Origin of the sequence: Microbacterium sp. Leaf151, from assembly GCF_001424225.1 — a bacterium.
Taxonomy (GTDB): Bacteria; Actinomycetota; Actinomycetes; order Actinomycetales; family Microbacteriaceae; genus Microbacterium.
Genome location: NZ_LMOR01000004.1, coordinates 932,089 through 958,754, shown reverse-complemented (window position 1 = coordinate 958,754; position 26,666 = coordinate 932,089). Strand labels below are relative to the sequence as shown.

Here is a 26,666-nt window from a genome sequence, read left to right as displayed (position 1 = left end):
CCGAGCGGCGCGGCGCTCGCGGGCTATGCCACGGGAGCCTGCGGGCATGCCGGCACTGCGGGCGAGGGGTTCGCTCGGGGTGGTGAAGAACCCGAGTCGCGCGGGTGAGACCGGCGTGCAAGACTCGGGGCCATGGAGTTCCTGATCGCCGGTGCCGTGTGCGCCGCCGGACTTGTCATCCCCGCCGTTCTGGGCATGACATCGCCGCATCGCCGTCGTCGGTCCGCTCCTCCCGGGCGCTGACCCGAGTCAGGCGGCCGCAGGTCGGAAGCGACGGACGCACCACCGACGCCCACGGCTTCCGCTCCGCGTGATCGACCGTCGCTTCGGTCGTAGCCGCGGGTCAGCGCCGTCACCCGGCGGCGGTCAGAAACCGGGCTCGCTCTCGTCGCGCGGCATCCCGCGCACCTGCAGTTCGTTGAGCGCCTGAGCGAGCTTGCGCGATGACGAGTCGAGCACCGTGTGATACCCGAGCCGTTTGGCCTCGGACGCCCGCTGAGCAGCTTGCGTGACGTTGCGGATCTCGCCGGTCAGGGTGAGTTCCCCGATCGCGGCGAGTCGTTTCGACACCTTGCGGTTCTTCACGGCGTTGGCCACCGCGATGGCGATGGCGAGGTCGGCCGCGGGTTCGACGAGGCGTACGCCGCCGACGGTCGAGACATAGACGTCGCGGTCGGAGAGGGTGAGGCCCATGCGACTCTCGAGCACGGCGAGCACCATCGCCACGCGCGAGGAGTCGACGCCGTTCACGATGCGCCGTGGGTTGGGCGCGGTCTGCCGCACCGCGAGCGCCTGGATCTCGACGGGTAGGGCCCGGCGCCCCTCCATCGCGATGGTGACGCACGTGCCCGGCTCGGGTTCGCCGTGCCCGAGGAACAGCGCGCTCGGGTCGGCGACCTCGGCGATACCGGTGCCGGTCATGTCGAAGCAGCCGACCTCATCGGTGGGCCCGAAGCGGTTCTTGAGTGCGCGGACGAAGCGCAGCGACGTCTGCCGGTCGCCCTCGAAGTGACAGACCACGTCGACGAGGTGCTCGAGGATGCGGGGTCCGGCGATGGAGCCGTCCTTGGTGACGTGGCCGACGAGGATGATGGGCAGGCCGCGCTCTTTCGCGACGCGGATCAGCGCTGACGCGACCTCGCGCACCTGCGCCGGCTGGCCGGCGGCGCCGTCACTGTGCGCCGATGACACGGTCTGCACGGAGTCGACGATGAGCAGCCCCGGCTCGACCTGGTCGATGTGACCGAGGATCGTGGCGAGGTCGGTCTCGGCCGCGAGGAAGAGTTCGTCGTGCAGAGCCCCCGTGCGCTCGGCACGGAGGCGTACCTGAGCGGCGGACTCCTCACCGCTGGCGTACAGCACGCGGCGCCCCGCGCGGGCGCTCTGCGCCGCGACTTCGAGCAAGAGCGTCGATTTGCCGACCCCGGGCTCGCCGCTCAGCAGGATGGCCGCGCCGGGCACGATGCCCCCGCCCAGAACGCGGTCGAACTCGCCGACGCCGCTGGTGCGGCGCGGGGCGTCTTGTGTGTCGATCTCGGTGATGCGGCGGGCGGCGCGCGCGGCTCCGGGTGCGACCGGCGCGATGGAGCGGACGATGCCCGTCTGCTCTGCGGCTTCGACGACGGTGCCCCACGATTGGCACTCACCGCAGCGTCCGACCCACTTCACCGTCGTCCACCCGCACTCGGTGCAGCGGTACGGAGCGGGTGCTGCAGCGGGACGTCGGGATGCCATGGGTTCAGGCTACGCGGGGCCTCCGACATCGCCCGTGCCGTGCCGTGGCATCTGGCGCCCCGCGCCCGCTGTCGGCCTACGCATAAACCCGATCCGCGCGCAGAAACGCGCTGGCTGCGTGTTTATACGCTGCAATAGCGTTTATGCGTCGGAGCCACGCGCGTGTGGGCCCGCCGGTCGTGGGCACCGGTCGGTCGCCCGTTCGGCGCGTGTCCGCGGCCCGACGCGCGTCGGCGGCGTGACGCGCGTTCTGCCGGCGCGCCCTCAGCCGCGGAGGGAGTCCGCGACCTCGGTGAGGGCGTCGGCGGAGCGGCGCAGTAGCGCCACCTCGTCGTCGGAGAACGGCGTGCCGGCGACGGGCACCGCCCCGGCCGCGCTGACGATCGACGGGACGGAGAGAGCCATGCCGTCGATGCCGTGGAAGCCCTCCAGCACGGTGCTGACGGGCAGGATGGCGTGCTCGTCGCGCAGGATCGCCTCGACGATGCGCGCGCTCGACAGACCGATCGCGTAGTTCGTCGCACCCTTGCCCTTGATCACCTTGTACGCGGCATCGCGGACGTCGACGGCGATGGCATCCAATTCGTCCTTGTCGAAACGGCCCCCGTCGGGAAGCTCGAACTGCGTGATCGGCACCGAGCCGATCGTGGCGGTGGACCAGAGCGGAAACTCGGTGTCGCCGTGCTCACCCACGATCCAGGCGTGCACGCTCGAGGTGGCCACTCCCGCGCGCTGCGCGATCTTCCACCGCAGCCGTGAGGTGTCGAGCACCGTGCCGGAGGCGAAGATGCGGCGGGTGGGCAGGCCCGTCGCCTCCTGCGCGAGCACCGTCAGCACGTCGCAGGGGTTCGTCACGATCACGTAGACCGCGTTTGGCGCGACCTCGAGCAGGTTCGGCATCATGTCGCGGATGATGCGCGCGTTGGTCGCGGCGAGCTCAATGCGGGTCTGCCCGGGGTTCTGCTTCGCTCCCGCGGTGATCACCACGACGTGGGAGCCTTCGGCGACCGATACGTCACTGCCCCCGGTGATGTCGCTGGAACCGGTGAACTGCGTGCCGTGCGCGAGGTCGAGCACCTCCGCCTCGACCTTCTCGGTCGCGATGTCGTAGAGCGCGACGTGCCGCGCCGAGCCCCGGATCAGGGCCGCGTATGCGACGCTCGCCCCCACGCTTCCCGCGCCCACGACCGTCAGCTTCGAGTTCTCGATCACGCTCATGGCTCGATCCTGGCAGCGGCCGTGAGCGGCTTCCAGCGTGGTGGTTCGACGGTGGACGAATGGATGCCGACACCTCGCTCGGGCACCGATTCGCGGCATCCGCGCATCTGTCGTAAGCTTTCCGGCGGTGACGTGTCCGAGCGGCCGAAGGTGCAACACTCGAAATGTTGTGTAGGTTCACCCCTACCGTGGGTTCAAATCCCACCGTCACCGCCACCACGAAGGCCCCGATCCTCACGGATGCGGGGCCTTCGTCATGTCGGGGCAGCAGCTCCCGCGACACGGGTCCGCGGACATCGACGCCCATCGAGACACGGCTCAGCCGCCCGGACCCGACGGCTGAATGGGGGCGCCGTCGCCGTTCTCGGGAAGGTCGCCGCGTTCGACGGGCGTGTGCGGCTCGGTCGGCGCGTCGGCGAACAACGCCTCCACCTCGGCATCCGAGGGAACGCGGACCGCCTCGGCGGCCCGGCGCAGGTCGTCGAGCGGGGTTCCGTTCGCGCCGATCACCCAGATCGTGGCGCCGTCGCGGGCGACGAGGAACTCGTGCGCGCCCCCGCCCTCGCGGTGCCACAGCCCGGACTCCTCCGTGCAGGTGACGGCGGTGGCGGGCAGGTCCCACAGCGGCGTTGCCGCGCAGCCGGCGGCGTCGGGTTCTCCCGGCGAGGTGCGGATGGTGATCATGGCCGCGGTCTGCTCGTCGACCCACGTCGCCGACAGGCCGTCGTCGTTCGCCGGCCCGACCGACTGCGACGCGAGGTCGTATCCCTCGACCTGAGTCGTGAAGACCAGTGCGGGGTCGATGTCGAGCAGTGCGGCCTTCTCGGCGATCGAGGCGCTGTCGGCCGGGGTCGGCGTTCCCCCGCAGGCGGTGAGGGTGAGGGAGACGACCGCGGCGAGGCCGACGAGGACCGGAGCACGGGAGGCGGGGCGCATGACAGCATCTTCGCTCAGCCGGCCCGTTCGGTCGACGGCTTGCCCACCGCGGCGGGGTCCAGGGGATGTCGAAGCCTCGGCATCCGTCGACCGGACCGACGCCCGGGGAACCGTCGGCGGACCGGGTGTCGTCCGTCAGAGCCCGTCGATGAACTCCCGCACCGCCGCCGCGGCGCCGGCTGCGGCCGGGTACGTGTGCTCGCTCGCGGGGAAGACGCCCTCCCGCACCTCTCGGGCGTACGTCTCGACGCCCTCGACCATCGCGTCGCCGAGGGCGGCGTACCGCTTCACGAAGACGGGTGCGCGGCCCTCCGTGATCCCGAGCAGGTCGTGCTGCACGAGCACTTGTCCGTCCGCGGCCCCCGCGCCGATGCCGATGACGGGGATGCGCAGGGCCCGGCGGATCTCGTCGACGACGTCGGCGGGCACGGCCTCGATGACGAGCATGAAGGCCCCGGCCTCCTGCACGGCGAGCGCATCGCGCGCGACCCGGACCGCCTCATCGGACGTGCGTCCCTGGGCGCGGAGGCCGCCGAGCGCGGTCGCGGTCTGCGGTGTCAGTCCCACGTGCCCGACGACCGGGACTCCGGCTTCGACGATCGCCCGCAGGCGGGAGAGGCGTGCCGGGTTCGCGCCCTCGATCTTGACCGCTTCGGCGCCGGCCTCATGCACGAAACGGATCGACGTCGCGACCGCCTGTTCGTCACTCAGCTCGGTCGACCCGAACGGCAGGTCGCACAGCAGCAGGGGAGTCTGAAGCGCCCTGCGAACGGCTTTCGACAGCGTCAGCATCTCGTCGAGCGTCACCGACGTGGTGTCGGGGTGCCCCAGCACCACCTGAGCGCCGGAGTCGCCGACCAGCACGATGTCGACCCCCGCGCGTTCGGCCACCCGGCCCGAGGCGTAGTCGTACGCCGTCACCATGACCAGCGGCGTGCCGGCCTCGGCGAGCTCGCGGAGCCGGCGAAGCGTCACCTTGCGGCGTGTCATGTCAGGTTCCTCTCGAGGGTGATGCGGTCCTCGGTACCGGGATCGAGCACCACGTTGTCGATGAGTCGCACCTGCCCCACCCGTACGGCGAGCGCGAGCAGCGCCGGGCGCGCGATGTCGGTGAGCGGTTCGAGGCTGTCGGCGTCGACGATCTCCACGTACTCGTGATCCGATCCGACTTCGGTGAGTCCCTCGTGCACGAGGGCGATGAGGCGACTCGTGTTCCGGATGCCGGAGGCGAAGGCATCCTGAGCTGCGCGCAGCGACCGCGGGATGACCGCTGCCAGCTTGCGCTCCTCTGTCGACAACCGCGCGTTTCGGCTGGAGCGGGCCAGGCCGTCGGCGTCACGCGACGTCGGCCGGGTCACGATCTCGACGGGGATGCGGAGGTCGGTGACCATGCGCCGGACGACGACGACCTGCTGGGCGTCCTTCGCGCCGAAGTAGGCGCGGTCGGGTTGGACGGCGAGCAGCAGCTTGGCGACGACCGTGGCGACCCCGTCGAAGTGGGAGCGGCCGCGGACGGCGCCCTCGAGCGTTCCGGTGAGGGCGCCGCCGACCGAAACGGTGGTGGCGAAGCCCGCCGGATACATCTCGGCCGCCGACGGCGCGAAGACGACGTGGGTGCCGACGTTCTCGGCCAGCTCGATGTCGGCCTCCTCGGTGCGCGGATACGCGTCGAGGTCGGCGGCCTCGCCGAACTGGGTCGGGTTGACGAAGATCGACAGCACAACGGTGGCGTTGTCGGCCGCTGCGGCGCGCAGGAGCGAGAGGTGCCCCTCGTGGAGGGCGCCCATGGTCGGCACGAACCCGATCCCTCCGGACCGGCGCGGGGTGAGTACTGCGCGCAGTTCGTCGACGGTGCGCACGATGCGGATTGTCACGGGAGGCACTCGATTCCGGGTCGTTGAGCACTGGCGAGGTCGCGCGTCGCGTCGACGAGCGCGTCGAAGAGCGCCACGCGGTCGGGAAGACGCTCGACGACGGCGCGACGCTGCTGCGCCACCGTGGCGTCGTCGCCGCGCGAGACCGGGCCGGTGAGGGCTGCAGCCGCTCCGCGTTCCGCCCAGTTATCGACGGCGGCACGTACCAGGGGGACCAGGGCGTGTCTGCTGATCCCCGCGGTCGCGGCGAGCTCCTCGGCCATCCCCTCGAGCGTCACGAGGAAGTTCGCGGCCACGGACGCGGCCGCGTGGTAGGCCGCGCGGTCGCGGTCCCGCACCTCCACGCCCGTCATCCCGAGGGCCTCCGCGAGCGCCGAGGCGATGGCGGAAGCCGCGGGAGTCGTCGCGGCGAGGGCGGCCGTCACTCCGACGAACGAAGCTCCGGCCGTCGTGACCGTCATGAGCGGGTGGATGCTGAAGGCGTCATGAGGTCGGAGGACCGACAGGTCGAGTGCCCCCGAGAGGTGACCGACCGTGCGGCCGGGGGCGATCGTGCGCGCGGCGGTGGCGATCGCGGCATCCGGGACCGCGAGGAGCACGATCGCAGCGTCTTCGCCCGACTCGCCCAGACCCGCAGGTCCCACGACCGGCACCTCGGCGGCTGTCAATGCGGCCACGAGTGCGCGCCCCATGCGACCGTCGCCGACGACGAGCACGGGGCCCGGAAGCATCGGGGCGGAGGGGAGGGAAGGCGGTGTCATATGCGTGTGGCGCCGGCCCCTGGGGCGGCTTCGCCGCCTTCCACCGTACTCGCTCTCGCTCCCGGGGGAGCGGTGCCCACCGCGCCGTGGAGCGAGGTGGGCCCGTCGGCGGCCACCACGTCGGATTCGGCAGCGGGGGTCCGTCGACGAGACGCGGTCGCCTGCGTGATGCAGGAGATGCTGCCGCTGCGTTCGGGGTCGAGCGGGCGGCGACTCCACCGCGTGACGCATGCCGGCGCTCACGGCAAGTGCTGGCCCGCGGCGCCCGCGCCTGGGACGATTCGCGGATGGATGCCACGACAGACGACACCGCCCTGCTCCCCGATCGGCCGCGCATCGACCCGCGCCGCCCGATCGCCCTGGTCGTCGGCGTGGTCGCGGCGGTGCTGTTCGTGGGCTTGCGGTTCGCCGTGGCCCTCAGCGGATCCGCCCCCTTGCCGATCGATCAGGCGTGGGATGACGCGATGGCGGCGCTGGCGGACCCCGTCGGCGTGATCGTGGCGTGGGTGCCGGCGATCGTGGGCGGAACGATCGGCATGATCATCATCGGGGTCGCGACGACCATCGTCTTCCTCATCGTCCGCCGCCCGTGGGATGCTCTGAACATCGCGGCATCCATCGCCCTCGTGGTGCTGATCGGTGCGCCTCTCGCGGCGGTCATCGCCCGCAGTCGTCCGGCCGATTCGCTCGCCGAGACGGTGGCGACCTCGTTCCCCTCGGGGCACACCGCCGTAGCGACCACCATCGCGCTCACGCTCGCGCTCATCCTGCGGCGCCGATGGGTCTGGATCGTCGGGGCGGTGTGGGTGGTGCTGATGATGTGGAGCCGCACGTACCTGCACGCGCACTGGTTGTCGGACGTCGTGGCCGGCTTTCTCGAGGGCGTCGCCGTGGCCACGCTCGTGTGGGCGATGGTCGAGGTGTGGCGTGTACGCCGCGCGCAACGCCTTCACGCGTCCGCGGAGTGAGCGCTAGGGTTCGCGGATGACCTCCGCAACCGCCGCCGCCGACAAGGCACAGGACTCCACCGCGTTCCGGGTGACCGCCCGCGTCGGCTATGTCGTCCTCGGCCTCCTGCATCTGCTGATCGGTGTCATCGCCGTCTCGATCGCCACCGGCTCCGCCGGCGACAGCGCCGACCAGAGTGGAGCGCTGCAGCAGGTGCGCGACGCACCGCTCGGCATCGCGCTGCTGTGGGTGATCGTGGTGGGACTCGCCGCCCTTGCGGTCTGGCAGATCGCCGAGGCGATCGTGGAGCGCGATCCGGATGCCAAGAAGCGGTGGGCGCACCGCGCGAAGTACGTGGGCACCGCGATCGCCTACGTGGCGATCGCCGCCACGGCCTTCACCCTCGCGACGGGCGGGAGCTCGGAGTCGTCGGAGTCGTCCAAGACCCTCAGCGCGCAGATCCTGGCGATGCCCGGCGGCGTGGCCCTGCTCGTCATCGTCGGCCTCGGCGTCGCCGTGATCGGCGTCGCATTCGTTGTGCGCGGCATCACGCGCGCCTTCGAGAAGAGCCTGTCGATCCCCGGAGGCACCGCGGGTCGGGGCATCCGGGTCTTCGGCACCGTCGGCTACGTCGCCAAGGGCATCGCGGTGGGGGTCGCCGGCATCCTCTTCATCGTCGCCGCGGTCACCCACGACCCGAACGCGGCCGGCGGTATCGATGCGGCGCTGCGATCGCTCGCGAGTCTGCCCTTCGGCCAGATCGTGCTGTGGGTCGTGGGTGCCGGGCTCGTCGTCTACGGCGTGTTCTGCTTCGCCCGCGCCCGCTACGCGCGCATGTGAGAACGCGGGTGAGCCGGAGACGACCGGCGGGGTGCGATCCCCAGAGCGCTCGCAGGTGCGACGGGTAGGACGGAACCACCACCGCAGTGCCGAGGAGGCCCCATGATCGACCTCGCATCCGTCGGCTCCGCCCGGCGTCGCCACGCTTCGTCCCCGCATCGACCCTCCGCCCGCTCGGCTTCCGCGATGGCGATCGTGTTCTCGCTGTTCGCGCTCGCCGGGTGCGCGGCGGAACGGGAGTCGGATGCCGTGCCGCCCGCCGCCGCACCGATCCAGACGCCGCCCGCGAGCGCCGCCGCGCCCACCCTCGGGAACCTCGCCCCCGTCGGAGCGCCCGAGGTGGTGGCATCCGGATTCACGACTCCCTGGTCGGTCGTCTTCGTCGACGACACCGCGCTCGTGAGTCAGCGCGACACGGGGGAGATCCTCGAGATCACGGACGGGGACACGCGGGTCGTGGGGGAGGTGCCCGATCTCGCAGCGCGCGGAGAGGGCGGACTTCTGGGCATCGCGCACGCCGACGGTTATCTCTACACCTACGTGACGATCCCCGGAGGCAACCGGGTGATGCGGTTCCCACTCGAGGGAACGCCGGGCTCGTTCTCGCTCGGGGCCGCGCAGACCGTGCTCGACGGCATCCCCTCGGCGAACATCCACAACGGCGGACGGATCGCCTTCGGTCCCGACGGCCTGCTCTACGTCACGGCGGGCGACGCGGCCGACCCCGATGCTGCTCAGGATCCGGGGTCGCTCGGCGGCAAGATCCTGCGGGTCACCCCCGAGGGAGAGGTGCCCGCCGACAACCCCTTCCCGGGGTCGCCGGTGTGGAGTCTCGGTCACCGGAACCCGCAGGGCATCGGGTGGGATGCCGATGGCACCATGTACGCGTCGGAGTTCGGGCAGGACACCTGGGACGAGCTCAACGTCATCGAACCCGGTTCGAACTACGGCTGGCCCGAGGTGGAGGGCATCGGCGGACGGGCCGGGTTCGTCGACCCGGTTCAGCAGTGGGCGCCCGCGGATGCCAGTCCGAGCGGACTCGCGGTCGTCGAGGGCGCGGTGGTCATCGCGAACCTGCGGGGTGAGCGCCTCCGTATCGTCCCGACCGGCGACCTCGGCGTGTTCGACGATTATTTCGTAGGTGAATACGGGCGCCTTCGCGATGTCGCGGCGGCCCCGGATGGATCGCTGTGGGTGGTCACGAGCAACACCGATCGCGGTGGCGGCGATTCCGACGTGATCCTGCGGGTCAGCGTCTCGCGGGGGTGAGGCCGGCCTCGTGCCCTGCCGAGACCGTGCGGGTCATCTGCGGACGGGGTGGGAGGTCGCCCACGTTTCACCTCGCTCCTCGTCGGGGCACCTCGCGCCGTTCGGCAGGGCATTCTCCATCCGTGCCAGCGTCTCGCGCAGAGCGCGGGCAGAAGCGAAGCCCACGGCACGAGCACGTGTGTCGTCGCGTAGCACCCGCTCGCCGTTGACCCGGACAGCGGCCCGGGCAAGCGCGATCCGTGCGTCGCGGATGCGTTCGCGCGGCGACGCTCCCGTGTGAGAGAGGGCGCGGGTCAGATGGCGGCGACTCACCCGTAACATGCGCGCCAGCGCATCGACCGAGAACGTGGGGTCGTGAGCATTGCGACGGATGAGGCGCTCCGCATCGTGGACGAGAGACAACGACACCGGTGCACCCGCGGCGTCCGTCCCCGCACCCGTCGCCGCGAACTCCACGGCGAGGCTCAGGTGACCGATCTCGGTCGCGCGGATCTCCCGCGTGGTCGCGAGCAGGGAGAGGGCCAGAGAACGCGCCGCGATCGCCGCCGCGCGAGCGGGCGCGATGGAGAGCCGATGGGGCCACTCCACTCCCTTCGGTGCGAGTTCGACTTCGACAAGCTGGACGGGTGAGGACCATCGCACGCTGAAGGCCCCATCGGTCGGAAGGACGATGGCGGAGGGGACATCGAGACTCATGCGCGTCGGCGCCAGCACGGTGGCCTCGTCCGAGCCGGTGAGGAGGATCCGTCGGCGCGGGGACGCCGTCGCCGCCCGTGACGACGTCATGGTCACAGGCGTGCTCGCGAGGGAGCGGATGACGATGTCGTCCAGTCGCATCTCGCGAGACTCGAAGCGGAGTGCGGTCGCGCCACCCGCGGCCGATGCCACCCAGCCTCGCCGTCGGTACCAATGCGTCGCGGTCGCTCCCTCGCCCGAGAACACCCGCACACGTCCGATGCCCGGGCGTGCGGACTCGTCGAGGTCGTCGTCGCGTGGCATCCGGCGATCGTGGCATGCGCGCGATCACCTCCGCGGGGGTCTTCGCATCTGGCCGCGCGTTTGTGACCCGACCGCTCACCCGGGCCGACGCACATCGGACGTATCGACACGCGAAAGACGCATCTTGCCTCCGCGGGGCCGTGACAAGGAGACCGCGCTCGCAGGATGGAGCGCGGGTGCCGATTCGCGCGAGAGGAAACGACATGCTGGAAAACGAAACGATCATCGAGCCACCGACGGGCGGCGGTGGGCTCTCCCGTCGCACGGTGGTGGGCGCTTCCCTGTGGAGCGTTCCCGCTATCCTGCTCACGACCTCGACGCCGGCGCTCGCCGCGTCGAACTCGCGGTACAGGCTCAGCCTCGTCCCGATGACGACCGCCGTGGCATCCGGCGGCACCGCGGTGACCGGCGTGCTCACCACCCAGGCCGGCGCTCCCGCCGCGGGGCAGCCGATCACGCTGACGCTCGGGACCCGGAGCGCGACCGGAACGACTGACGGCTCGGGGGAGGTCACCGAGACGCTCGATCTCGGTCGCCCGTGGGCGACGCCGGGATCGGCGACCACCGTCACGGCTCTGTCGCACAACCTCTCCGAGTCCGGTTCGGCGACGGTGGTCGGGGCGAACATGCTGGTGGGTTCGAGCAACTACACGGGTCAGTTGGGTATCGGCTCGTCCGGGAACTCTCAGACGGAGTTGGTGCAGACGTCTTTGAAGTTCTCGTCGCCGGTGGTGGAGATCAGCGCGGCGGGGACGCATGCGCTGGCGTTGCTGGCGGACGGGACGGTGTGGTCCACGGGATCGAATGGTGACGGTTCATTGGGAGATGGGACGTTCACGAATCGGTTCGTCTGGGGAATCGTGCCGGGGCTGTCGGATGTCATCTCGGTGACCACGACGCTGGGGGCGTCGCATGCTCTGACCTCGAACGGGGACGTGTGGGCATGGGGCGATGGCATGAATGCGCAGTTGGGACAGGAGGATCCGTCGAAGTGGGGGTCGCGGTGGCCCACCCCTCAGAAGGTGAAGTCGCTGCCCGGGGCCACGCAACTGGCCTCGACCTCGCTGCGCGCGGTGTTCGCGCTCATGTCGGACGGGACGGTGAAGTCGTGGGGTGCTGGGGCGGGATTCCAGCGTGGTGACGGCGACGGGAACCCGCGGGGGTCGGCGGCGACGATCGCCGGGTTGACCGATGTGGTGCAGCTCGGGTCCGGATTCGGCGGCGGAGGGTTGGCGCTGAAGAGCGACGGGACGGTGTGGGCGTGGGGCAACAACGACAAGGGCCAGTTGTGCGACGGCACGACGACCGCGCGCGCGACGCCGGTTCAGATTCCGGGCCTGTCGGGCGTCACGCAGATCTCGGGAGGTCCGGGGTCGGACTTCGGATTCGGCAGCGGGTACGCGATGAAGTCGGACGGCACCGTGTGGGCGTGGGGCGAGAACAACCTCGGTCAACTCGGTGACGGCACCAAGGTCGACCGGAACACTCCGGTGCAGGTTCTGAACATCAGTACGGCGACCCAGATCACCGGTTCCATCACGTCGGGATTCGCGCTCCTGTCAGACAATCGGGTCGCCGCATGGGGGGAGACATTCCTGAACGGCGTCGGCACCACATCCACTCCCGGATATGTCACGCCGGCACGCCCCGTAGCGAAGATCCGCGCCTCGCAGCACAACAAGTACGGCTTCCACGGCCTGTACCTCATCACCGGCCAGGCCGTTCTGTCCGTCGACGTCGCCGATGCCACGGTGACGGCGGGTTCGGCGTCCGCTGTGACGGCGAAGGCATCGAACTCCGCACGCGTGCCCGTGGCCGGCGTCGCGCTGACCCTGGCGGCGACGCGGGGCGCCGTTGTGGGTGCAGCGAGCGGGTCGACGGATGCGAACGGTGAGTTCGCGACCACGGTCACCCCCGATGCATGGACCATGCCCGGCGACTCCGTCCGCGTCACCGTCGCAGACGATGCGAGCGAGGCGTCCGATTCGGTCACCGTGTTGGGAGCCAACATGATCGTCGCGGCGAGCAACTACTTCGGCATCCTCGGTGTCGGTACTAGCGGAACGACCGAATGGGTGCCTCGCCAGACCTCTCCCGTGTTCCCGTCGCCCGTCGTCGACCTCAGCTCATCGGGCGCCTGGGCGATCGCTCTGCTCCAGGACGGGACGGTCTGGACGACGGGCGGAAACTTCACGGGCGCTCTCGGCGATGGAACCTTCACCAACAGATACGTCTGGGGCATTGTGCCGGGTCTCTCCGACATCGTCGACGTGACGACCACGCTCGAGGGGTGCGTCGCTCTGACGCGCTCCGGTGACGTCTATGCCTGGGGTGGGGGTCTCGAAGGTCAGCTCGGGCAGGCCGACTCCTCGAAATGGTCCTCGAACTGGCCCACGCCGATGAAGGTCGACGGCATCTCCGGCGTCGTGAAGATCGCCAGCACCGTAGCGCGCGCGGTGTTCGCCCTCACGGCGGATGGTCAGGCGTGGGCGTGGGGAACCGGAGGCCGCACCGGCGACGGAACGGACGTCACGCGCGGAACGCCTCAACCGATACCGGGGATGTCCAATGTCGTGCAGATGGCGTCGGGAATGGACGGTGGGCTGATGTTGAAGGGCGACGGCACCGTGTGGGCGTGGGGGAGCAACCAGAATGGGCAGCTCTGCGACGGAACGACCACCTTCTCGAACACACCGCTGCAGATCAGCGCACTGACGAACGTCAAGCAGTTGTCGGGGTGCAACGGAGACGACTGGCTGAGCTACAACGGAATGGCGCTGAAGAACGACGGGACGGTCTGGACCTGGGGTTCGAACCTGGCCGGCCAGCTCGGTGACGGCACGACGAACGACCGTCACTATCCCGGTCAGGTCGCGAACCTCAGCGGAGTCAAGGAGATCGCCGGCTCCATCGGAGCCGCATATGCGCTGCTCGACGACGGACGCGTGGCCGCCTGGGGGAAGACGGGACTGGATGGAATCGGCTACACCACGACGCCGCGATTCGTGACTCCGGGTCGACCGGTGACGAAGATCCGTGCTTCGTTGCACAACTGGCACACCTTCCGTGCGCTGTACCTGATCACGGAGTGATCGCGCACTGACCGACATCGAACGGCTCCGGTCCGACGACCCTTTCGTCGGATCGGGGCCGTTCCGTCGTCGAGACCCGGACGAGACCCCGCGTCGATTCGCGACGTGCGACGTCCCCTCTGATTCTCGGGCCCACTCGCTAGGGCGTGAGTACCGTCACCCCCGCCTCCGACAAGGCGGCGGAGAGGTCGGGGGACGGCGGGGCGTCGGTGACGAGGTAGTCGGCCCTCTCGAGCGGAGTCACCTGCGCGAACAGTCGGCGGTCGAGTTTGCTCGAGTCGGCCAGGATGACGGTGCGATCGGCGCGCTGGATCATCTCGCTCATCATCGTGGCGTCGCCGAGATTGCTCGTGGAGTACCCCGATGCATCGACCGCGCCGACGGCGATGAGCGCGTAGTCGCAGCGGATGTCGAACTCGGTGGTGTTCGAGGTCATCGCGAGGGTGACCGGGCCGGTCGTGGCCTGCGTGATGGTGCGAACGGCGCCGCCGAAGATGAAGAGGTCGCGAAAGACGCTGGGGGAGATCTCCGCGGGGATGCGCAGGTTGTTCGTCGCGATCGTCAGGTTGCGATGGTTGCGCAGCGCGCGGGCGACGGCGAGGGTCGTCGTTCCGGCGTTGAGCATCAGGACGGAGCCGTCTTCGACGAGGTCGACGGCCAGGGCGGCGATGCGTTCCTTCTCGGAGATCTGCATCTGCAGACGGACGTCGAGACCCCGGTCGCGGCCGGGCACCGACATCGCACTCACCGCACCTCCGTGCGTGCGCACGACGATGCCCTCACGGTCCAGTTGATCGAGGTCACGGCGCACGGTGTCGATCGAGACACCGAAGTGCGAGGCGAGATCGACGACCGTGACCTGCCCTGATTCGGCGACGTATGCGGCGAGCTCGGCCTTCCTCCCCGCCGGCAAGCGCCTCTTCGTCGTCACTGCGGCTGCGTCCATGCCGTCATCTCTAGCACAGAGCGGCACGGGAAGCCGCATGAATTCCGCAAAAACAGCACGTAACAGCAGCAAAACGGCGGATTCTGCCGCCTCACGCGCAGTCCGGTGCCGCAATAGTCACGAATCTGCATCGAGCGCTTGACCGCTCCCGCAGAAGAGCGCATACTCATGCTTAAAGCAGCAAGAACGCGCAGAAGAGCGCGAAACAGTGCATATCTCAACGAGGAGAAACGATGGACAACAGCGGGCGCCGGCGTCGGAACGCCATCAAGCTCGTCGGTGTCGCAGCAGCGGCCACGACCCTCCTGGCGATGGCGGGGTGCTCGTCGAACAGCACCGGAACCGCCGACGGCGGAGGAGACGTCACGATCGAATTCGCCCAGTGGTGGGAGCCCGAGCTCGGTGACGGCGAGTTCCGCGGTCTCATGGACCAGTTCGAGCAGGAGAACCCCGGCATCAAGGTCGATCTGGTCAGCGGCCCGTACGCCTCGACCAAGGAGCAGCTCTTCGCCGGCGCGGCCTCCGGCACCATGCCCGACGTCGTCGGTCTCGACGGCGCCTGGGTGAGCGACTTCGCGAAGCAGGGCGTGATCGCCGACCTGACGCAGCTCATGAGCGAGGCAGGGTACGACGACAGCCAGCTCGCCAGCCAGATCAAGGTCGACGACAGCACCTACATGATCCCGGTCGTCAACTTCGTCTACCCGATGTTCACCAACGACGGTCTGCTCGCGCAGGCGGGTGTCACTGCTCCGCCCTCGACCCGCAGCGAGTTCGCGGACGCCGCCAAGAAGATCACGGCTCTCGGCGGCGACGTGTCGGGATGGGTGCTCCCCCTCTCGCTCGAGGCGCCCAACGGCGTGCAGAACGACGTCATGTCGTGGGTCTGGGCCTCCGGCGGCTCCATGCTGAAGGACGGCCAGCCCGACCTGACGAACTCCGACGTCTCCGACGCGACCGACTACATCCAGCAGCTCTGGGCCGACGGGGTCATCGCTCCCGGATCCTTCACCATGAAGGAGCAGGACAAGGTCGAGGAGTTCACCAACGGCCGCGTGGGCATGATGATCGACTCGCTCGCGCACATCAACCTCATCCGCGAGTCCAACCCCGACCTCACCTTCTCCATCTCGGCGATCCCGGCCGAGGACGGCTTCTCGGGTGAACGCGGCATCCCCTACGCCTCGTGGGGCATCGGCGTCGCCGAGAACTCCGAGCACAAGGATGCCGCCTTCAAGCTGGTGCAGTTCCTCATGGGCACGGACGTCAACAGCGAGCTGTCGACGATGGCCAAGGCCTTCCCGGGCAACACCGAGAGTGTGCCGACCTTCGTCGAGGACGACGAGCTGTTCAAGACGGCGTTCGAGATCTACAAGGACGGATACCCCGCGAACGAGTTCACGGGTCTGCCCGTCGCCGAGGAGCTCATGCGCCAGTTCGGCACGCAGTTCCAGTCGGCGCTGGACGGTCAGCAGTCGATGAGCGACGCGCTCACCAAGACGCAGGACGAATGGACGTCGGAGTTCTGATCCGACGCTGATCCGGGATGCCGCATCGCCCCCCGCGGTGCGGCATCCCGCTCATCGAAAGCCGCACACCATGACCATGCGCACCCTCACACCCCCCGACACCGAGGTGATCGTCACCGGACGACCGCTCTCGCGCCGCACCCGCCAGCTCCGCAAGGCCGGCGAGGCTTACGCGTTCCTCTCCCCGACCCTGATCCTTCTGCTCGTCCTCATGATCGTCCCGATCGTGATGGTGATGGGCTACTCGTTCCAGGACAACGTCATCCTGAACAAGAGCCCCGAGGTCCTGGGCGTCGCCAACTACGTCGCGATCCTCACCGACCCGGGCTTCTGGAAGGCGACCGGCAACACCCTCTTCTTCACTCTCACCAGCGTCGCCGCCCACCTCGTGCTGGGTTTGACGTTCGCCATGCTTCTGAACAGCCGACTGATCGGCGCGATCCCCCGAGCGATCTTCCGCGGCCTCTACGTGCTGCCGTGGCTGTTCACCGTCGCTGTGATCGCGGTGCTGTGGCGCATGCTGCTCGCCCCGAACGGCATCGTGAACTTCCTGCTCAACACCGACATCGAGTGGCTCGCCTCTCCGTCGCTCGCGCTCGGCACCGTGACATTCATCAACATCTGGGCCGGATACCCCTTCTTCATGGTGAGCCTGCTCGCGGGTCTCCAGGGCATCCCGAGCGACCTGTACGAGGCGGCGACCGTCGACGGCGCCAGCCCGGCGCAGCGCTTCTGGAACGTCACCATCCCGCAGCTCCGGCCGATCATCGTCAGCCTCGTGCTGCTCGACCTCATCTGGACGTCACAGCAGTTCGCCCTCATCTGGCTGACCACGGGCGGCGGTCCGATCGACGTCACCGAGATGCTCAGCACCTACACCTACAAGCTCGCATTCGCGAAGTACGACTTCTCGATGGCCTCCACCTCGGCGGTGCTGGTCCTGGCGTTGTCGATGATCATCGCGGTGCTCTACGTCCGCCAGCAGAAGGCGAGGGACTGACATGGCCCTGACCACCCCCGCGCGTCAGCGCGCCACCAGCCCCGCGCGTCAGCGCCCCACCCGCACCGCCACGCGACCCCGCACCGCCACGCGACGCCGCGTCGCCCAGACAGGCGTCTTCCTCGGCCTCGTCCTCGGCGCGGTCTTCGCCGCCGGCCCCGTGCTCTGGATGCTGTCGAGCTCGTTCAAGTCGAACACGCAGATCTTCGAGCTTCCCCCGCGGCTGGTCACCGAGACCTTCTCGTTCTACGCCTACATCTCGATCTTCACCAACCCCGAGACCGTGCGCTTCTTCATCAACAGCTACGTGGTGGCGGGAGCGGTCACGATCCTGACGCTGCTCGTCGCGATCCAAGCCGCGTACGCCTTCAGCCGCTTCGAGTTCCGCGGCAAGCGCATCGTCAACGTCATCATCGTGAGCGTCCAGGCCGTGCCGCCGATCACCCTGCTGATCCCGTACTTCGGCCTGATGGTCGGGCTCGGGCTCTACAACACCTACCCGGGACTCATCTTCACCTACATGGTGTTCACGCTGCCCTACGCGATCATCATGATGACCGGGTACTTCAACACCCTGCCCAAGGAGCTCGACGAGGCCGTCCGCGTCGACGGCGCCGGCTCCTTCACCGCCCTCTGGCGTGTGCTCGTGCCGATCTCGATCCCCGGGATCGTTTCGGTGGGCATCTACACGTTCATGATCGCGTGGAACGAGTTCCTCTTCGCGCTGACCCTCACGCGCACCATCGACATGCGCACCGTGCCGATCGGCATCCAGTTGCTCATGGGACAGCACTCGTACGAGTGGAACCAGATCATGGCGATGAGCATCCTCGGCTCGATCCCCGTGCTGCTGCTCTTCCTGTTCTTCCAGCGCTTCTTCATCAGCGGCCTCACGGCCGGCTCGGTGAAGAGCTAAGCCACCCGACCCCACCCAACAAGGAGAATCTCCGTGCTCTACACCGGCAAGTCCATCCTCGACGTGGCGAACGCCCACAGCTTCGCCATCCCGGCCTTCAACATCAGCGACTGGTCGATGTTCACCGGGATCATGGACATCAGCGAAGAGAAGTCCGCTCCGGTCATCATCGCCATCCACCCCGACGAGGTCTCGCACATCACGACCGACCTGATCGCGGCGATGCGCTCCCGCGCGCACCGCTCGAGCGTGCCCGTCGCCATCCACTGGGACCACGGCGGAACCTACGAGCAGATGATCGTCGCGATCCAGTCGGGCTTCACCTCGGTGATGATCGACGCCTCGCTCGAGCCGTTCGAGCAGAACGTCGCCCTCACCCGCAAGGTCGTCGAGGCCGCGCACGCCGTGGGCGTGCAGGTCGAGGGTGAGCTCGGCACCATCGGCGCGAACGACAGCTACGGAGAATCCGGCGCTGCCGAGATCATCTACACCAACGTGGATGACGCGGTGCGCTTCGTCGAGCAGACCGGTGTCGACAGCCTCGCGATCGCGATCGGCACCTCGCACGGGCTGTACCCGGCCGAGAAGAGCCCCGAACTGCGTCACGACCTTCTCGAGGAGATCAAGGCCGCGGTCGGCATTCCCCTCGTGCTGCACGGCGGCTCGAGCAACCCGGATGCCGAGCTGCGCCGTGCGGTCGAGCTGGGCGTGAACAAGATCAACATCTCCAGCGACATCAAGGTGGCCTACCACGACCGCATGCGCGAGATCCTCGGCACCGACCGGCGTCTCCGCGAGCCCAACGCGATCCAGCCCGAGCCCATCGCCGCCATGAAGATCACCGCGGCGGAGAAGATCGACCTGTTCGGCGCCGCCGGCAAGGCCGACCTGTACTGAGAGATCGGAGACCGGCACCATGGTGGGAGACCTCGTCCTCGGACTCGGCGGCACCGTCGATTATGAGATCGGATGGGATGCCGATGTGCTCTCGGCACTCGCCCGGAGTCACCGCATCCGTCTCGACGAGCTGACCACCACGACGCCGATCATCGACGAGCGCGCGCTCGTCGTGACGGTGCTCGCCTTCCTCGCCACCGGCGGGGGAGGCGAGCGCTTCGTCCTCTCCAGCGACATCGTCGAACGCTTCGCCGCGCACTTCGACGTCGAGATCACCCTTGGCGGCACGGGCGTGCGCGCGGGTATCGCCCTCGACCGCATCGGCGTGCCCACGGTGCAGCACCTCGTGAGCATCGACGACAACGTGCGGCGCCTGCTCCCGGCCACGATGCGCATCGTGTCGTCGGCGACGCGGGACACCCTCGATCCGCACCTCATCGTGCAGTACCCCGAGGCCACGACCGTCGAGCTGATGGATGCCACGGTGACCGCCCCGGCATCCAACCGCCTCATCTTCGCCAACGACGCCCCCAACCGCGAGATGGCGATCGCCGCCGACCTGGGCGAGGCGCTGACGGGAGCAGAGGCCTTCCTCGTCTCCGGCTTCAACACGATGCAGGATGCCGCCCTGCTCGAGCGTCGTCTCGACGACCTCACCGCGGCGATGCGGCACCTCCCCGCCGACGCACTCGTGTACTACGAGGACGCCGGGTTCTACCGGCGTGAGCTGTCGTCGCTCGTGCGCGCACGCCTGCTCGACCGCATCGACGTCTACGGCATGAACGAGGACGAGTTGCAGGAGTACCTCGGTCGCCCGGTCGACCTGCTCTCACCCGACGACGTCGTCGCCGCCCTCGCCGAGGTGCACGAGGTGATCCCCGCGCGGGCGCTCGTGGTGCACACGAAGTACTGGGCGATCGCCGTCGGTCCCGACTCCGCCCGGCATCGCGTGGGTCTCGAGAGTGCGGTGCGCACGGCCGCCACCCGTTACCGACGGGGCGACGCCTGCACGGTGGACGACCTCGACGACACGGCGCGGCTGCCGCGGCACGCCGGGGGCGCGGCGGTCGTCGCGGCGGCGGAGAGCAGGCGGGGGGCGACCGGCGTTCCCGCGTTCGTGGTCGACACCGCGCATCCCACGACCATCGGACTCGGCGACACGTTCGTCGGCGGCTTCCTCGCCGCGGTTCCCGCCGCCGCCCGTCTCGCGACGGCGGTGGCCCTGGAACGCGCGCTCGACGCGACGTCGCCCGTGCGCTGACCGGGTGACCGGCGGAGGAGGGGGGAGCTGAGGAGGACCAATGTGCCCGCCGGGCGCTCCGCTCCTCCCTGCTCCTCCGCTCGTCACGGCGAGCGAGCCTCGCACGCCCGCGGCGTCAGTCGCGGGAGCCGGGCCGATAGGCGTTCCACAGCACGCGCGAATGCCGGGCCTTCGCCCGCTGCACGCCGTTCTCGTCCTTGCGCGCCGCGCTGATCCACTCCGCCAGTCGACTCGCGATCGCCCCGAGCACCATACGGATGTCGGCGTGCGCGGCGGGCGGGACCGCGGCCTCGGCCGCCGGCATCCGCCCCTTCGGTGCGAGCTCGTCGCGCACGTGCTGCATCGTCAGCCGGGCGACGCCGACCGCGTGGCTGTTGACGACGCAGTGTGCGGCCCCCTCGATCTCCCACCGTCGGGCGGCGGCTGCACGAGCGACCAGACGCGAGTGGAGGCGCCGGGGAGAGGGGCGGTCGAACTCTCCGCGGATGAGCAGCACGGTGGCTCGGCCCGCACCGATGCGATCGGAGATCCGATATCGCAGCATGTGCGGGAGCGTCTCGAAGAAGTAGAGGAATCCGCACAGCAGGTAGGCCGAGACCGCCAGGAGGGTGATGTGGATCGACTCGCGCACGGTGGACTGCGCGAAGCGCACGGCCTGCAGCAGCGCGTTCGACTCGGTCTCGTCGACCACCGGGCTCACCAGCACCGCGTGCGTCAGGTGACGGCGTCGAGCGAGGACCTCGGTGACGACCTGCGTGCCCATCGAGTGACCGATCAGCACGGGCGCGGTGAGACCGTAGTGATCGATCACCCCTTCCACCTGATCGGCGAAGAACTGCGCGGTCGGGTGCTCACCGGATGCCGGGACACCGCCGAAACCGGGCAGGTCGAGGGCGTACACCTCTCCCTCTTCGGCCAGCAGGGGCGCGAGGAACTCGAAGTACGACGAAGCGACCCCGATGCCGGCGACGAGCACGAACGACCGGCCCGTGTCCGTCCCCGTCGACACGCGTGTCACCCGCGTGCGCGCGTCACCCCGGCGGTACGTGTCGACCTGCACGTCGGCGGGGCGAGAGTCATCAGCCATCAGACCAGGATGCCGTACACGCCTGAACGCCCTGTCAATCCCGGGTCCCGCGCCACGGAACGCGCCTAGCCTCGGTTCATGAGCGATTCCTCCCGTGAAGAAGAGACCCTGGGTGCCGTCCGCGAGGGTGAGAACCCGGCCGAGAAGGACCCGTCCGACTGGGTCACCGGCGACGAGCCGATGACTGCTCCCCAGCGCAGCTACCTCGACACGCTCGCGCGCGAGGCGGGCGAGGAGATCCCCGCCGATCTCAACAAAGCCGAGGCCTCCGAGCAGATCGAGCGCCTGCAGAACGAGACGGGCCGCGGCAACGCCTGATCGAACGCGCGAAGCGCCCCGACACCTGGGATTCAGGTTGTGCGGGGCGCTTCGTCGTTGGGGCACATCTCGCCCATGTCCTCGGTCTCGCTGCGGGCGATGTCATCGAGGAAGTCGGCGACGATGCGCCGTTCCTCCGGACCCAGTCGCGCGGCCGCGGCGACGGCGGACGCACGTCGGACGGCGAGGATGCGACGCGCGGGCGACGCGGCGTCGATGGTCTCGCGCACGACGATGGAGCGCCGGTCACCGGGATACGGCTCCCGCGTCACCCAGCCCGCGTCCGCGAGGCGGTCGATGAGCGCCGTCGTCGCCGCCGACGAGATGCCGAGCATCGCAGCGAGTATGCGGGGGGTGACGGGTTCGGCGTCGTCCGCGCGCTGCAGCAGGAACCGCAGGACTTTCGCATCGTTGGGACCGATGCCCAGGGATTGCAGCGCCGCACGCTCGGAGGCGATGCCCGAATCGGTGAGGTCGTTGAGTGCCTTCACCACGTCGTCCGCTGTCGCCGGGTCTCGCATCTCGCCTCCTCGGATATCTCGATGAGTTAGTGTCTTCGGGACCGATCAAGTAGTCAGCCACTCTAATTGCATGGTACCCGCCCTCCACATGCCTGGGCAGGGGGCTGGACGAGCCGGGCTGTCATAAGATGCCCTGGTGGTAAACGGGTCGGAGTCGTCGCGCTACTGGTACGGCGCGAGCGAAGAGGATCGCCGCCGACGCGCCGTCGACGTGCTCCAGGCCTTCCGCGTGTACCGGGCCGCCGAGGTGGCGATGCGGCGACGCACCCGCGACTCGATGTCGATGGGCGAGAACGAGCTCCTCGTCCTGCGATACCTGCTGAGGGCAGCGGGTCAGGAGCGGCAGGTCTCGCCCAGCGAGTTGACGCGCTACCTGGGGGTGTCGACCGCATCCACCACGGCGATCGTCGACCGCCTCGAGAAGTCCGGCCACGTGGTGCGGGTGCCGCACCCCACCGACCGCCGCAGCATCTTCATCGTCGCCACGTCCGCGAGCGACGACGAGGTGCGCGCCACCCTCGGGTCCATGCACTCGCGCATGATGGCGGCCGTGGTCGACATGACCCCGGAAGAGAGCGCGGCCGTCATCGCCTGCCTGGGCCGGCTGCAGGATGCCGTCGACCAGGTCGACCCGCACCCCGTCGACGCCGATCTCGCTCACTGACCCCGCCGCGCGACGATGAATCCGTGGCTGAGAAGGTCGCCTAGCTACTTTTCCGCGGAGTATTAGGCCCCGGCCGGGCGGCGTGAAACCATCTACGCATGGACGAACGCGCTGTCGAGAAGCGCCCGACCGCGCGCCCGGCTGAGATCGTCGCCGTCGTCGACGGGGTCCCGGTGGCGTCGTTCCACGACGTGGTCACGCGTCTGCGCGCGCAGTACCCCGGTGAAGACCCCGCGCACATCGAGGGCGTCGTCCTCCGTGAGTGGGATGCCTTCTCGGCGGGTCGCCCGCTCGTCGTACCGACCGCAGTCGAAGAGGGCGCGCGCGAGATCCTCGATCAACCGCGCGTCTGATTCACGACCCGGGGTGCGGGGGCTCCTCGACGAGAAGCAGCCCGCCCGAGGAGTTGGCCGAGTTCGCGAGGGCTTCGATCCACGCGCGGCTGAGCAGGGCCGGCTCAGGCTCGTCGAACACGAAGCGCAGCGGGATCGACGGGTGCAACCACACCGTGCTGCGTCCCACCTCCTGATCGGGTCCGTGCGTCCACGACAGCGTGAAGCTCTCGCCCCGACGGAGCTTGGTGGCGATGACGACCTTGACGTGCGCCAACGCACGATCGTCTATCTCGATCGGCGTCGCGGCATCTCCGTAGTAAAGCGTTCCCACACGTGCACGTTAGTCTCGCCGCGCGACACCGGCCCGAGGGCTTGATTCGGGCGAGCCGGCATGGCATCCGAGAATGAGGAGGGCGCTCTGTTTTCCTCGACTAGGCTCGTGAACATGGGCAGATTCATCTACGACACCGTGGCCAATGCGGTCGACATCGATGACCGCACGCTGGCGCACCTGCGCATCGTCGTGATGAACAAACTGCGCCGGTCGGAGTCGTTCATGTTCGACGTCGAGGTCGGCGACGGCAGTGGGCGTCGCAGCTTCTGGATGCACCCCTCGGTGCCGATCCAGTTCCACTTCTACGGCAGCCGCCAGCCGCGAATCAACCGCGTCTGGGTCGAAGACCTGATGCTCGCCGCATCCGGCCCGAACGGCCTCGCGATCACACCCGAGCCCAGCGAAGACGCTCACGTCGAAGAGGGCTGATCCCGCGGTCTCCGCGAGCAATGGCCCGCCGCGCTGCGAGCCGGGCTCAGGCCGTGCCGGAGTGCGCGGCCGGACTCATGTCTTCCGGAACGAGCAGGATGCCGCCCGAGGAGTTGGCCGAATCGGCCAGACGCTCGATCCATTCGCGGCTCAGGGTCGCCGGTTCGGCCTCGTCGAAGACGAAGCGCAGGGGGATCGCGGGATGCAGCCACAGCGTGCTGCGTCCGCGTTCCTCGTCGTCACGGTGACGCCATGAGAGCGTGAAGCTCTCGCCGCGACGCAGCTTCGTCGAGATCACGACCTTGAGGTGGGCGAGAGCACGGTCCTCGATGTGGACGACCGTGCCGCTTCCGCCGTAATGAATGGTCCCCATGCCGCCACGATACGCCAGAGCACGGGGGAAGTACGCGCCGCATTGCGCGGTGTCAAGACCACCCGGGGGCGCGCGAGCCTCCTGACAAAGTGGAGGGACGCACGGAAGGAGAGCGCCGTGACATACCCCCCGATCCCCCGGCACTCCGAGCCCGCGGACGACCCCGATCTGCCGGAGGTCTTCCGCAGCCTGATCGGCATCGACGTCATCGATGGCGAGTTGGTCCCGCGAGCATCGGAGCCGCCGCAACGGTGAGGCTCCCAGCGGCCTCGTAGTCATCGTCGGTACCGTCGTGTCCATGTCGGATGCGCTGGACGATCAGCAGATCACCGTCTCCGGTGCAGCGCTCAGGGCGCTGCGCGACGAGTTCCAACGCTTCCTGATGGAGTACCGGTTCGGGCTCGCCGAGGTCGAGACGAAGATCTCGATCCTGCGCGAAGAGTTCCAGGAGATGCACGCGTACAACCCGATCGAGCACGTCTCGAGCAGGGTGAAGTCGCCCGACAGCCTCGTCGACAAGGTGCGGCGCAAGGGCATCGAGGCCGACTTCGACTCGATCCGGTCCGCGATCACCGACATCGCCGGCATCCGCATCACGTGCAGCTTCGTCGACGACGCCTACCGTCTGTCCGACCTGCTCACGCGGCAGGACGACATCACCGTGCGCGATGTGAAGGACTACATCGCCCAGCCGAAGGCGAACGGCTACAAGAGTCTCCACGTCATCGTCGAGGTGCCCGTATACCTGTCGACGGGGCGCGTCGACGTGCCCGTCGAGGTGCAGTTCCGCACGATCGCGATGGACTTCTGGGCCAGCCTGGAGCACAAGATCTACTACAAGTACGACCGCCTCGTGCCGGCCGAGCTGCTGGACGAGTTGAAGAACGCCGCCGACACCGCGTCGGAACTCGATGCGCGCATGGAGCGACTGCATCGCGAGATCCGAGGCCCGCGTCCGGGCATCGTCTCGCTCTGAGCGCGCGGCGAGCGGGTGGTCACGCCCCTCCCGGGTGGGGAGAATAGGGGGATGAGCGACGACGACGCACGCCTCGACGAGGTCGCCGTCGATCTGCTCGCCCTGCCGCCCGCGCGGTTCACCGCAGCCCGCAACGAACGCGCCGCCGAGATCGGCGGAGGTGTCGGCCGCCGGATCGCCAAGCTGCGCAAGCCCACCGTCGCCGCGTGGGCCGTGAACCTGCTCGTGCGCGACGGGCAGCTCGGCGAAGCGGTGGAGCTGTCGCGCGCGCTGCACGAGGCGCAGGACGACCGGGACGCCGCCGAGCTCGCGCGGCTCGGACGGCAACGACGGCAGCTGGTTTCGGCACTCGCCCGCCGCGCAGGTGAACTGGCCGCTGGTGCGGGCACACCGTTGAGCGCCGCGATGGCGGATGCCGTGGAGAAGAGCGTGAATGCCGCGATCGTCGACGAGACGGCCGCCGCCGCCATTCTGACGGGCCGTCTCGTGTCAGCGATCGACCTGGCCGCTCTCGAGGACGACGCCCTCGGCCAGGCGGTCGCCGGCTCGCTCCCCGACGCCCTGCCGACGCCTCCCCCGCGCGACGACCTCGCCGCCCGCCGAGCGCGCAAGGCCGCCGAGCGGGCGGTGCGCGAGGCGGAGCGGGCGCACACCGATGCCGAGCGCGAGCGGACCTCGGTCGAGAAGAAGCTCGCCGCGGCACGCGAGAGAGCCGACCGCGCGCACGAGCGTGTGGACGCTCTTCGCGTCGACCTTGCGCGCGCCGAGAAAGACGCTGCGGATGCCGATACCGCCGTGCAGCGGCGGGAGGGCGAGCACGAAGATGCCACCGACGCGGCGCGCACGGCCCGGCGTGCCGTCGAGCGCGCCGAGGCCGAGCGAGACGCCGAGGCGCAGCGAGACGTGAGGGGCGGGGCATGATCGACGGGTCGGTGGACGAGATGCTCGCCGCCGCTCGCGCGCGCCTCGACGACGCGCCGCGCGAACGGCTGGGGGAGTTGCAGGAGGGGCGCCGCCTGCTCGGCATTCCTCGCGCGGCCCGCATCGCCTCGCGCGGGACGGCCTGGCACCTGGGGGTGCTGCTCCTCACCGACGACGGCCTGCTCGCCACCGGCGACATCGTGCGCTCGCGCGCTGAGGTGCGTCGCGGCTTCGCGGCCGAGTCGCAGCGGCGTCGGGCGGAGCTGTCGGCCGCGGCCGCTCGGGGCGGCGTCCCCGAGGGCGAGACCGTGCACATCGAGTGGCATCCGATCGATGTGGCCCGCCTGGGCACGAGATCGAGCCCGCTGGCCGTGCGCGGGGCAGAGACGCTCGTGAGATGGAGCGCGGCCGGCGGCTACATGCCCCTCGCGCGCTACCTCGACGAGCGGATCGACCTTCTGCGCCATCCCCCGGAACGGGCATAGGCA

29 protein-coding genes and 1 tRNA gene are annotated in these 26,666 nt (G+C 69.3%); 18 read left to right on the top strand and 12 right to left on the bottom strand.

Annotation, left to right across the window (positions count from 1 at the left end):
- Positions 1-366: 366 nt before the first annotated feature.
- On the bottom strand, positions 367-1,734 hold the full coding sequence (gene radA / locus ASF76_RS15145; protein WP_055959472.1) for a DNA repair protein RadA: 1,368 nt from the start codon (positions 1,732-1,734) through the stop codon (positions 367-369).
- Positions 1,735-1,998: 264 nt separating this feature from the next.
- Positions 1,999-2,952 carry an L-lactate dehydrogenase gene (locus tag ASF76_RS15140; protein WP_055959469.1) on the bottom strand — a complete coding sequence of 318 codons (954 nt, stop codon included), beginning with the start codon at positions 2,950-2,952 and terminating at the stop codon, positions 1,999-2,001.
- Between the two features lie 126 nt (positions 2,953-3,078).
- Between ASF76_RS15140 and ASF76_RS15135 the strand changes: the two genes are divergently transcribed.
- Positions 3,079-3,168: transfer RNA gene (locus ASF76_RS15135), tRNA-Ser, on the top strand.
- Between the two features lie 102 nt (positions 3,169-3,270).
- Here the strand turns inward: ASF76_RS15135 and ASF76_RS15130 are convergent.
- From ASF76_RS15130 to ASF76_RS15115, 4 genes are all read right to left on the bottom strand, one after another.
- On the bottom strand, positions 3,271-3,888 hold the full coding sequence (locus tag ASF76_RS15130) for a hypothetical protein (protein ID WP_055959467.1): 618 nt from the start codon (positions 3,886-3,888) through the stop codon (positions 3,271-3,273).
- A gap of 135 nt (positions 3,889-4,023) precedes the next feature.
- A complete protein-coding gene (gene panB / locus ASF76_RS15125; RefSeq protein WP_055959465.1) occupies positions 4,024-4,878 on the bottom strand; it encodes a 3-methyl-2-oxobutanoate hydroxymethyltransferase in 855 nt (284 codons plus the stop codon).
- Positions 4,875-5,756, bottom strand: a complete 882-nt coding sequence (panC, locus tag ASF76_RS15120) for a pantoate--beta-alanine ligase (RefSeq protein WP_055960223.1) — start codon at positions 5,754-5,756, stop codon at positions 4,875-4,877. Before panC ends, panB begins: the two co-directional genes overlap by 4 nt.
- A gap of 2 nt (positions 5,757-5,758) precedes the next feature.
- On the bottom strand, positions 5,759-6,493 hold the full coding sequence (locus ASF76_RS15115) for a Rossmann-like and DUF2520 domain-containing protein (protein WP_235561325.1): 735 nt from the start codon (positions 6,491-6,493) through the stop codon (positions 5,759-5,761).
- A gap of 317 nt (positions 6,494-6,810) precedes the next feature.
- Here ASF76_RS15115 and ASF76_RS15110 point away from each other — a divergent pair, with 317 nt between their 5' ends.
- The 3 genes from ASF76_RS15110 to ASF76_RS15100 all read left to right on the top strand — a co-directional run bounded on the left by ASF76_RS15110 (position 6,811) and on the right by ASF76_RS15100 (position 9,580).
- A complete protein-coding gene (locus tag ASF76_RS15110) occupies positions 6,811-7,491 on the top strand; it encodes a phosphatase PAP2 family protein (protein WP_055959462.1) in 681 nt (226 codons plus the stop codon).
- 16 nt (positions 7,492-7,507) lie between these two features.
- On the top strand, positions 7,508-8,311 hold the full coding sequence (locus ASF76_RS15105) for a DUF1206 domain-containing protein (RefSeq protein ID WP_055959460.1): 804 nt from the start codon (positions 7,508-7,510) through the stop codon (positions 8,309-8,311).
- Between the two features lie 186 nt (positions 8,312-8,497).
- On the top strand, positions 8,498-9,580 hold the full coding sequence (locus tag ASF76_RS15100; protein ID WP_082485211.1) for a PQQ-dependent sugar dehydrogenase: 1,083 nt from the start codon (positions 8,498-8,500) through the stop codon (positions 9,578-9,580).
- Positions 9,581-9,613: 33 nt separating this feature from the next.
- On the opposite strand, the gene ASF76_RS15095 is transcribed toward ASF76_RS15100, so the two are convergent.
- On the bottom strand, positions 9,614-10,579 hold the full coding sequence (locus tag ASF76_RS15095; RefSeq protein WP_055959459.1) for an AraC family transcriptional regulator: 966 nt from the start codon (positions 10,577-10,579) through the stop codon (positions 9,614-9,616).
- 203 nt (positions 10,580-10,782) lie between these two features.
- Between ASF76_RS15095 and ASF76_RS15090 the strand changes: the two genes are divergently transcribed.
- Positions 10,783-13,671, top strand: coding sequence for an RCC1 domain-containing protein (locus tag ASF76_RS15090; protein ID WP_055959456.1), 2,889 nt, complete (start codon positions 10,783-10,785; stop codon positions 13,669-13,671).
- 139 nt (positions 13,672-13,810) lie between these two features.
- Here ASF76_RS15090 and ASF76_RS15085 read toward each other — a convergent pair whose 3' ends face one another.
- Positions 13,811-14,617 (bottom strand): DeoR/GlpR family DNA-binding transcription regulator, encoded by an 807-nt coding sequence (locus ASF76_RS15085; RefSeq protein ID WP_055959455.1) that lies wholly within the window; start codon positions 14,615-14,617, stop codon positions 13,811-13,813.
- 233 nt (positions 14,618-14,850) lie between these two features.
- Here ASF76_RS15085 and ASF76_RS15080 point away from each other — a divergent pair, with 233 nt between their 5' ends.
- The 5 genes from ASF76_RS15080 to ASF76_RS15060 all read left to right on the top strand — a co-directional run bounded on the left by ASF76_RS15080 (position 14,851) and on the right by ASF76_RS15060 (position 20,220).
- On the top strand, positions 14,851-16,146 hold the full coding sequence (locus tag ASF76_RS15080) for an ABC transporter substrate-binding protein (protein WP_055959453.1): 1,296 nt from the start codon (positions 14,851-14,853) through the stop codon (positions 16,144-16,146).
- 70 nt (positions 16,147-16,216) lie between these two features.
- Positions 16,217-17,146 carry a carbohydrate ABC transporter permease gene (locus tag ASF76_RS15075; protein WP_055959451.1) on the top strand — a complete coding sequence of 310 codons (930 nt, stop codon included), beginning with the start codon at positions 16,217-16,219 and terminating at the stop codon, positions 17,144-17,146.
- 1 nt (position 17,147) lies between these two features.
- Complete coding sequence (locus tag ASF76_RS15070) at positions 17,148-18,062, top strand: carbohydrate ABC transporter permease (protein ID WP_235561324.1); 915 nt, start codon at positions 17,148-17,150, stop codon at positions 18,060-18,062.
- A 33-nt stretch (positions 18,063-18,095) separates the two neighbouring features.
- Positions 18,096-18,959, top strand: a complete 864-nt coding sequence (locus ASF76_RS15065) for a ketose-bisphosphate aldolase (protein WP_055959449.1) — start codon at positions 18,096-18,098, stop codon at positions 18,957-18,959.
- 19 nt (positions 18,960-18,978) lie between these two features.
- Positions 18,979-20,220, top strand: a complete 1,242-nt coding sequence (locus ASF76_RS15060; RefSeq protein WP_055959447.1) for an ADP-dependent glucokinase/phosphofructokinase — start codon at positions 18,979-18,981, stop codon at positions 20,218-20,220.
- A 115-nt stretch (positions 20,221-20,335) separates the two neighbouring features.
- On the opposite strand, the gene ASF76_RS15055 is transcribed toward ASF76_RS15060, so the two are convergent.
- Positions 20,336-21,307: an alpha/beta fold hydrolase gene (locus ASF76_RS15055; protein ID WP_156459277.1), complete on the bottom strand. Its 972-nt coding sequence runs from the start codon at positions 21,305-21,307 to the stop codon at positions 20,336-20,338.
- A gap of 78 nt (positions 21,308-21,385) precedes the next feature.
- Here ASF76_RS15055 and ASF76_RS15050 point away from each other — a divergent pair, with 78 nt between their 5' ends.
- Positions 21,386-21,625: a DUF3072 domain-containing protein gene (locus ASF76_RS15050; protein ID WP_055960210.1), complete on the top strand. Its 240-nt coding sequence runs from the start codon at positions 21,386-21,388 to the stop codon at positions 21,623-21,625.
- A gap of 32 nt (positions 21,626-21,657) precedes the next feature.
- Here ASF76_RS15050 and ASF76_RS15045 read toward each other — a convergent pair whose 3' ends face one another.
- Entirely contained in the window at positions 21,658-22,146 is a 489-nt protein-coding gene (locus tag ASF76_RS15045) for a MarR family winged helix-turn-helix transcriptional regulator (RefSeq protein ID WP_055959445.1), read from the bottom strand.
- Positions 22,147-22,279: 133 nt separating this feature from the next.
- On the opposite strand from ASF76_RS15045, the gene ASF76_RS15040 reads away from it, so the two are divergent.
- Both ASF76_RS15040 and ASF76_RS15035 read left to right on the top strand, forming a co-directional pair.
- Positions 22,280-22,810 (top strand): MarR family winged helix-turn-helix transcriptional regulator, encoded by a 531-nt coding sequence (locus tag ASF76_RS15040; RefSeq protein ID WP_279292013.1) that lies wholly within the window; start codon positions 22,280-22,282, stop codon positions 22,808-22,810.
- 98 nt (positions 22,811-22,908) lie between these two features.
- A complete protein-coding gene (locus ASF76_RS15035) occupies positions 22,909-23,163 on the top strand; it encodes a three-helix bundle dimerization domain-containing protein (protein WP_055959441.1) in 255 nt (84 codons plus the stop codon).
- A gap of 1 nt (position 23,164) precedes the next feature.
- On the opposite strand, the gene ASF76_RS15030 is transcribed toward ASF76_RS15035, so the two are convergent.
- Entirely contained in the window at positions 23,165-23,476 is a 312-nt protein-coding gene (locus tag ASF76_RS15030) for a DUF7882 family protein (RefSeq protein WP_055959439.1), read from the bottom strand.
- Positions 23,477-23,590: 114 nt separating this feature from the next.
- Between ASF76_RS15030 and ASF76_RS15025 the strand changes: the two genes are divergently transcribed.
- Positions 23,591-23,908 (top strand): DUF7882 family protein, encoded by a 318-nt coding sequence (locus ASF76_RS15025; RefSeq protein WP_055959437.1) that lies wholly within the window; start codon positions 23,591-23,593, stop codon positions 23,906-23,908.
- A gap of 46 nt (positions 23,909-23,954) precedes the next feature.
- On the opposite strand, the gene ASF76_RS15020 is transcribed toward ASF76_RS15025, so the two are convergent.
- The gene (locus tag ASF76_RS15020) at positions 23,955-24,281 is read right to left on the bottom strand and encodes a DUF7882 family protein (RefSeq protein WP_055959435.1); all 327 of its coding nucleotides are present in this window, start codon (positions 24,279-24,281) and stop codon (positions 23,955-23,957) included.
- 117 nt (positions 24,282-24,398) lie between these two features.
- On the opposite strand from ASF76_RS15020, the gene ASF76_RS17155 reads away from it, so the two are divergent.
- The 4 genes from ASF76_RS17155 to ASF76_RS15005 are packed head-to-tail and all read left to right on the top strand — an operon-like array spanning position 24,399 to position 26,663.
- Positions 24,399-24,536 carry a hypothetical protein gene (locus tag ASF76_RS17155; RefSeq protein ID WP_156459276.1) on the top strand — a complete coding sequence of 46 codons (138 nt, stop codon included), beginning with the start codon at positions 24,399-24,401 and terminating at the stop codon, positions 24,534-24,536.
- 43 nt (positions 24,537-24,579) lie between these two features.
- Positions 24,580-25,257: a GTP pyrophosphokinase gene (locus ASF76_RS15015; protein WP_055959433.1), complete on the top strand. Its 678-nt coding sequence runs from the start codon at positions 24,580-24,582 to the stop codon at positions 25,255-25,257.
- A 51-nt stretch (positions 25,258-25,308) separates the two neighbouring features.
- Positions 25,309-26,178, top strand: a complete 870-nt coding sequence (locus ASF76_RS15010) for a hypothetical protein (RefSeq protein WP_055959431.1) — start codon at positions 25,309-25,311, stop codon at positions 26,176-26,178.
- The gene (locus ASF76_RS15005; RefSeq protein WP_055959429.1) at positions 26,175-26,663 is read left to right on the top strand and encodes a hypothetical protein; all 489 of its coding nucleotides are present in this window, start codon (positions 26,175-26,177) and stop codon (positions 26,661-26,663) included. Before ASF76_RS15010 ends, ASF76_RS15005 begins: the two co-directional genes overlap by 4 nt.
- The last annotated feature ends 3 nt before the right edge of the window (positions 26,664-26,666 follow it).

Coding starts and splice junctions, on each gene's coding strand:
- ASF76_RS15070 (WP_235561324.1), top strand. CDS start 17,148: ATGGCCCTGACCACCCCCGCGCGTCAGCGCGCCACCAGCCCCGCGCGT.
- ASF76_RS15025 (WP_055959437.1), top strand. CDS start 23,591: ATGGGCAGATTCATCTACGACACCGTGGCCAATGCGGTCGACATCGAT.
- ASF76_RS15105 (WP_055959460.1), top strand. CDS start 7,508: ATGACCTCCGCAACCGCCGCCGCCGACAAGGCACAGGACTCCACCGCG.
- ASF76_RS15130 (WP_055959467.1), bottom strand. CDS start 3,888: ATGCGCCCCGCCTCCCGTGCTCCGGTCCTCGTCGGCCTCGCCGCGGTC.
- ASF76_RS15140 (WP_055959469.1), bottom strand. CDS start 2,952: ATGAGCGTGATCGAGAACTCGAAGCTGACGGTCGTGGGCGCGGGAAGC.
- panB (WP_055959465.1), bottom strand. CDS start 4,878: ATGACACGCCGCAAGGTGACGCTTCGCCGGCTCCGCGAGCTCGCCGAG.
- ASF76_RS15110 (WP_055959462.1), top strand. CDS start 6,811: ATGGATGCCACGACAGACGACACCGCCCTGCTCCCCGATCGGCCGCGC.
- ASF76_RS15020 (WP_055959435.1), bottom strand. CDS start 24,281: ATGGGGACCATTCATTACGGCGGAAGCGGCACGGTCGTCCACATCGAG.
- ASF76_RS15095 (WP_055959459.1), bottom strand. CDS start 10,579: ATGCCACGCGACGACGACCTCGACGAGTCCGCACGCCCGGGCATCGGA.
- ASF76_RS15085 (WP_055959455.1), bottom strand. CDS start 14,617: ATGGACGCAGCCGCAGTGACGACGAAGAGGCGCTTGCCGGCGGGGAGG.
- ASF76_RS15005 (WP_055959429.1), top strand. CDS start 26,175: ATGATCGACGGGTCGGTGGACGAGATGCTCGCCGCCGCTCGCGCGCGC.
- ASF76_RS15015 (WP_055959433.1), top strand. CDS start 24,580: ATGTCGGATGCGCTGGACGATCAGCAGATCACCGTCTCCGGTGCAGCG.
- ASF76_RS15090 (WP_055959456.1), top strand. CDS start 10,783: ATGCTGGAAAACGAAACGATCATCGAGCCACCGACGGGCGGCGGTGGG.
- ASF76_RS15075 (WP_055959451.1), top strand. CDS start 16,217: ATGACCATGCGCACCCTCACACCCCCCGACACCGAGGTGATCGTCACC.
- ASF76_RS15045 (WP_055959445.1), bottom strand. CDS start 22,146: ATGCGAGACCCGGCGACAGCGGACGACGTGGTGAAGGCACTCAACGAC.
- ASF76_RS15050 (WP_055960210.1), top strand. CDS start 21,386: ATGAGCGATTCCTCCCGTGAAGAAGAGACCCTGGGTGCCGTCCGCGAG.
- ASF76_RS15060 (WP_055959447.1), top strand. CDS start 18,979: ATGGTGGGAGACCTCGTCCTCGGACTCGGCGGCACCGTCGATTATGAG.
- ASF76_RS15055 (WP_156459277.1), bottom strand. CDS start 21,307: ATGGCTGATGACTCTCGCCCCGCCGACGTGCAGGTCGACACGTACCGC.
- ASF76_RS15035 (WP_055959441.1), top strand. CDS start 22,909: ATGGACGAACGCGCTGTCGAGAAGCGCCCGACCGCGCGCCCGGCTGAG.
- ASF76_RS15100 (WP_082485211.1), top strand. CDS start 8,498: ATGGCGATCGTGTTCTCGCTGTTCGCGCTCGCCGGGTGCGCGGCGGAA.
- radA (WP_055959472.1), bottom strand. CDS start 1,734: ATGGCATCCCGACGTCCCGCTGCAGCACCCGCTCCGTACCGCTGCACC.
- ASF76_RS15080 (WP_055959453.1), top strand. CDS start 14,851: ATGGACAACAGCGGGCGCCGGCGTCGGAACGCCATCAAGCTCGTCGGT.
- ASF76_RS15115 (WP_235561325.1), bottom strand. CDS start 6,493: ATGCTTCCGGGCCCCGTGCTCGTCGTCGGCGACGGTCGCATGGGGCGC.
- ASF76_RS15010 (WP_055959431.1), top strand. CDS start 25,309: ATGAGCGACGACGACGCACGCCTCGACGAGGTCGCCGTCGATCTGCTC.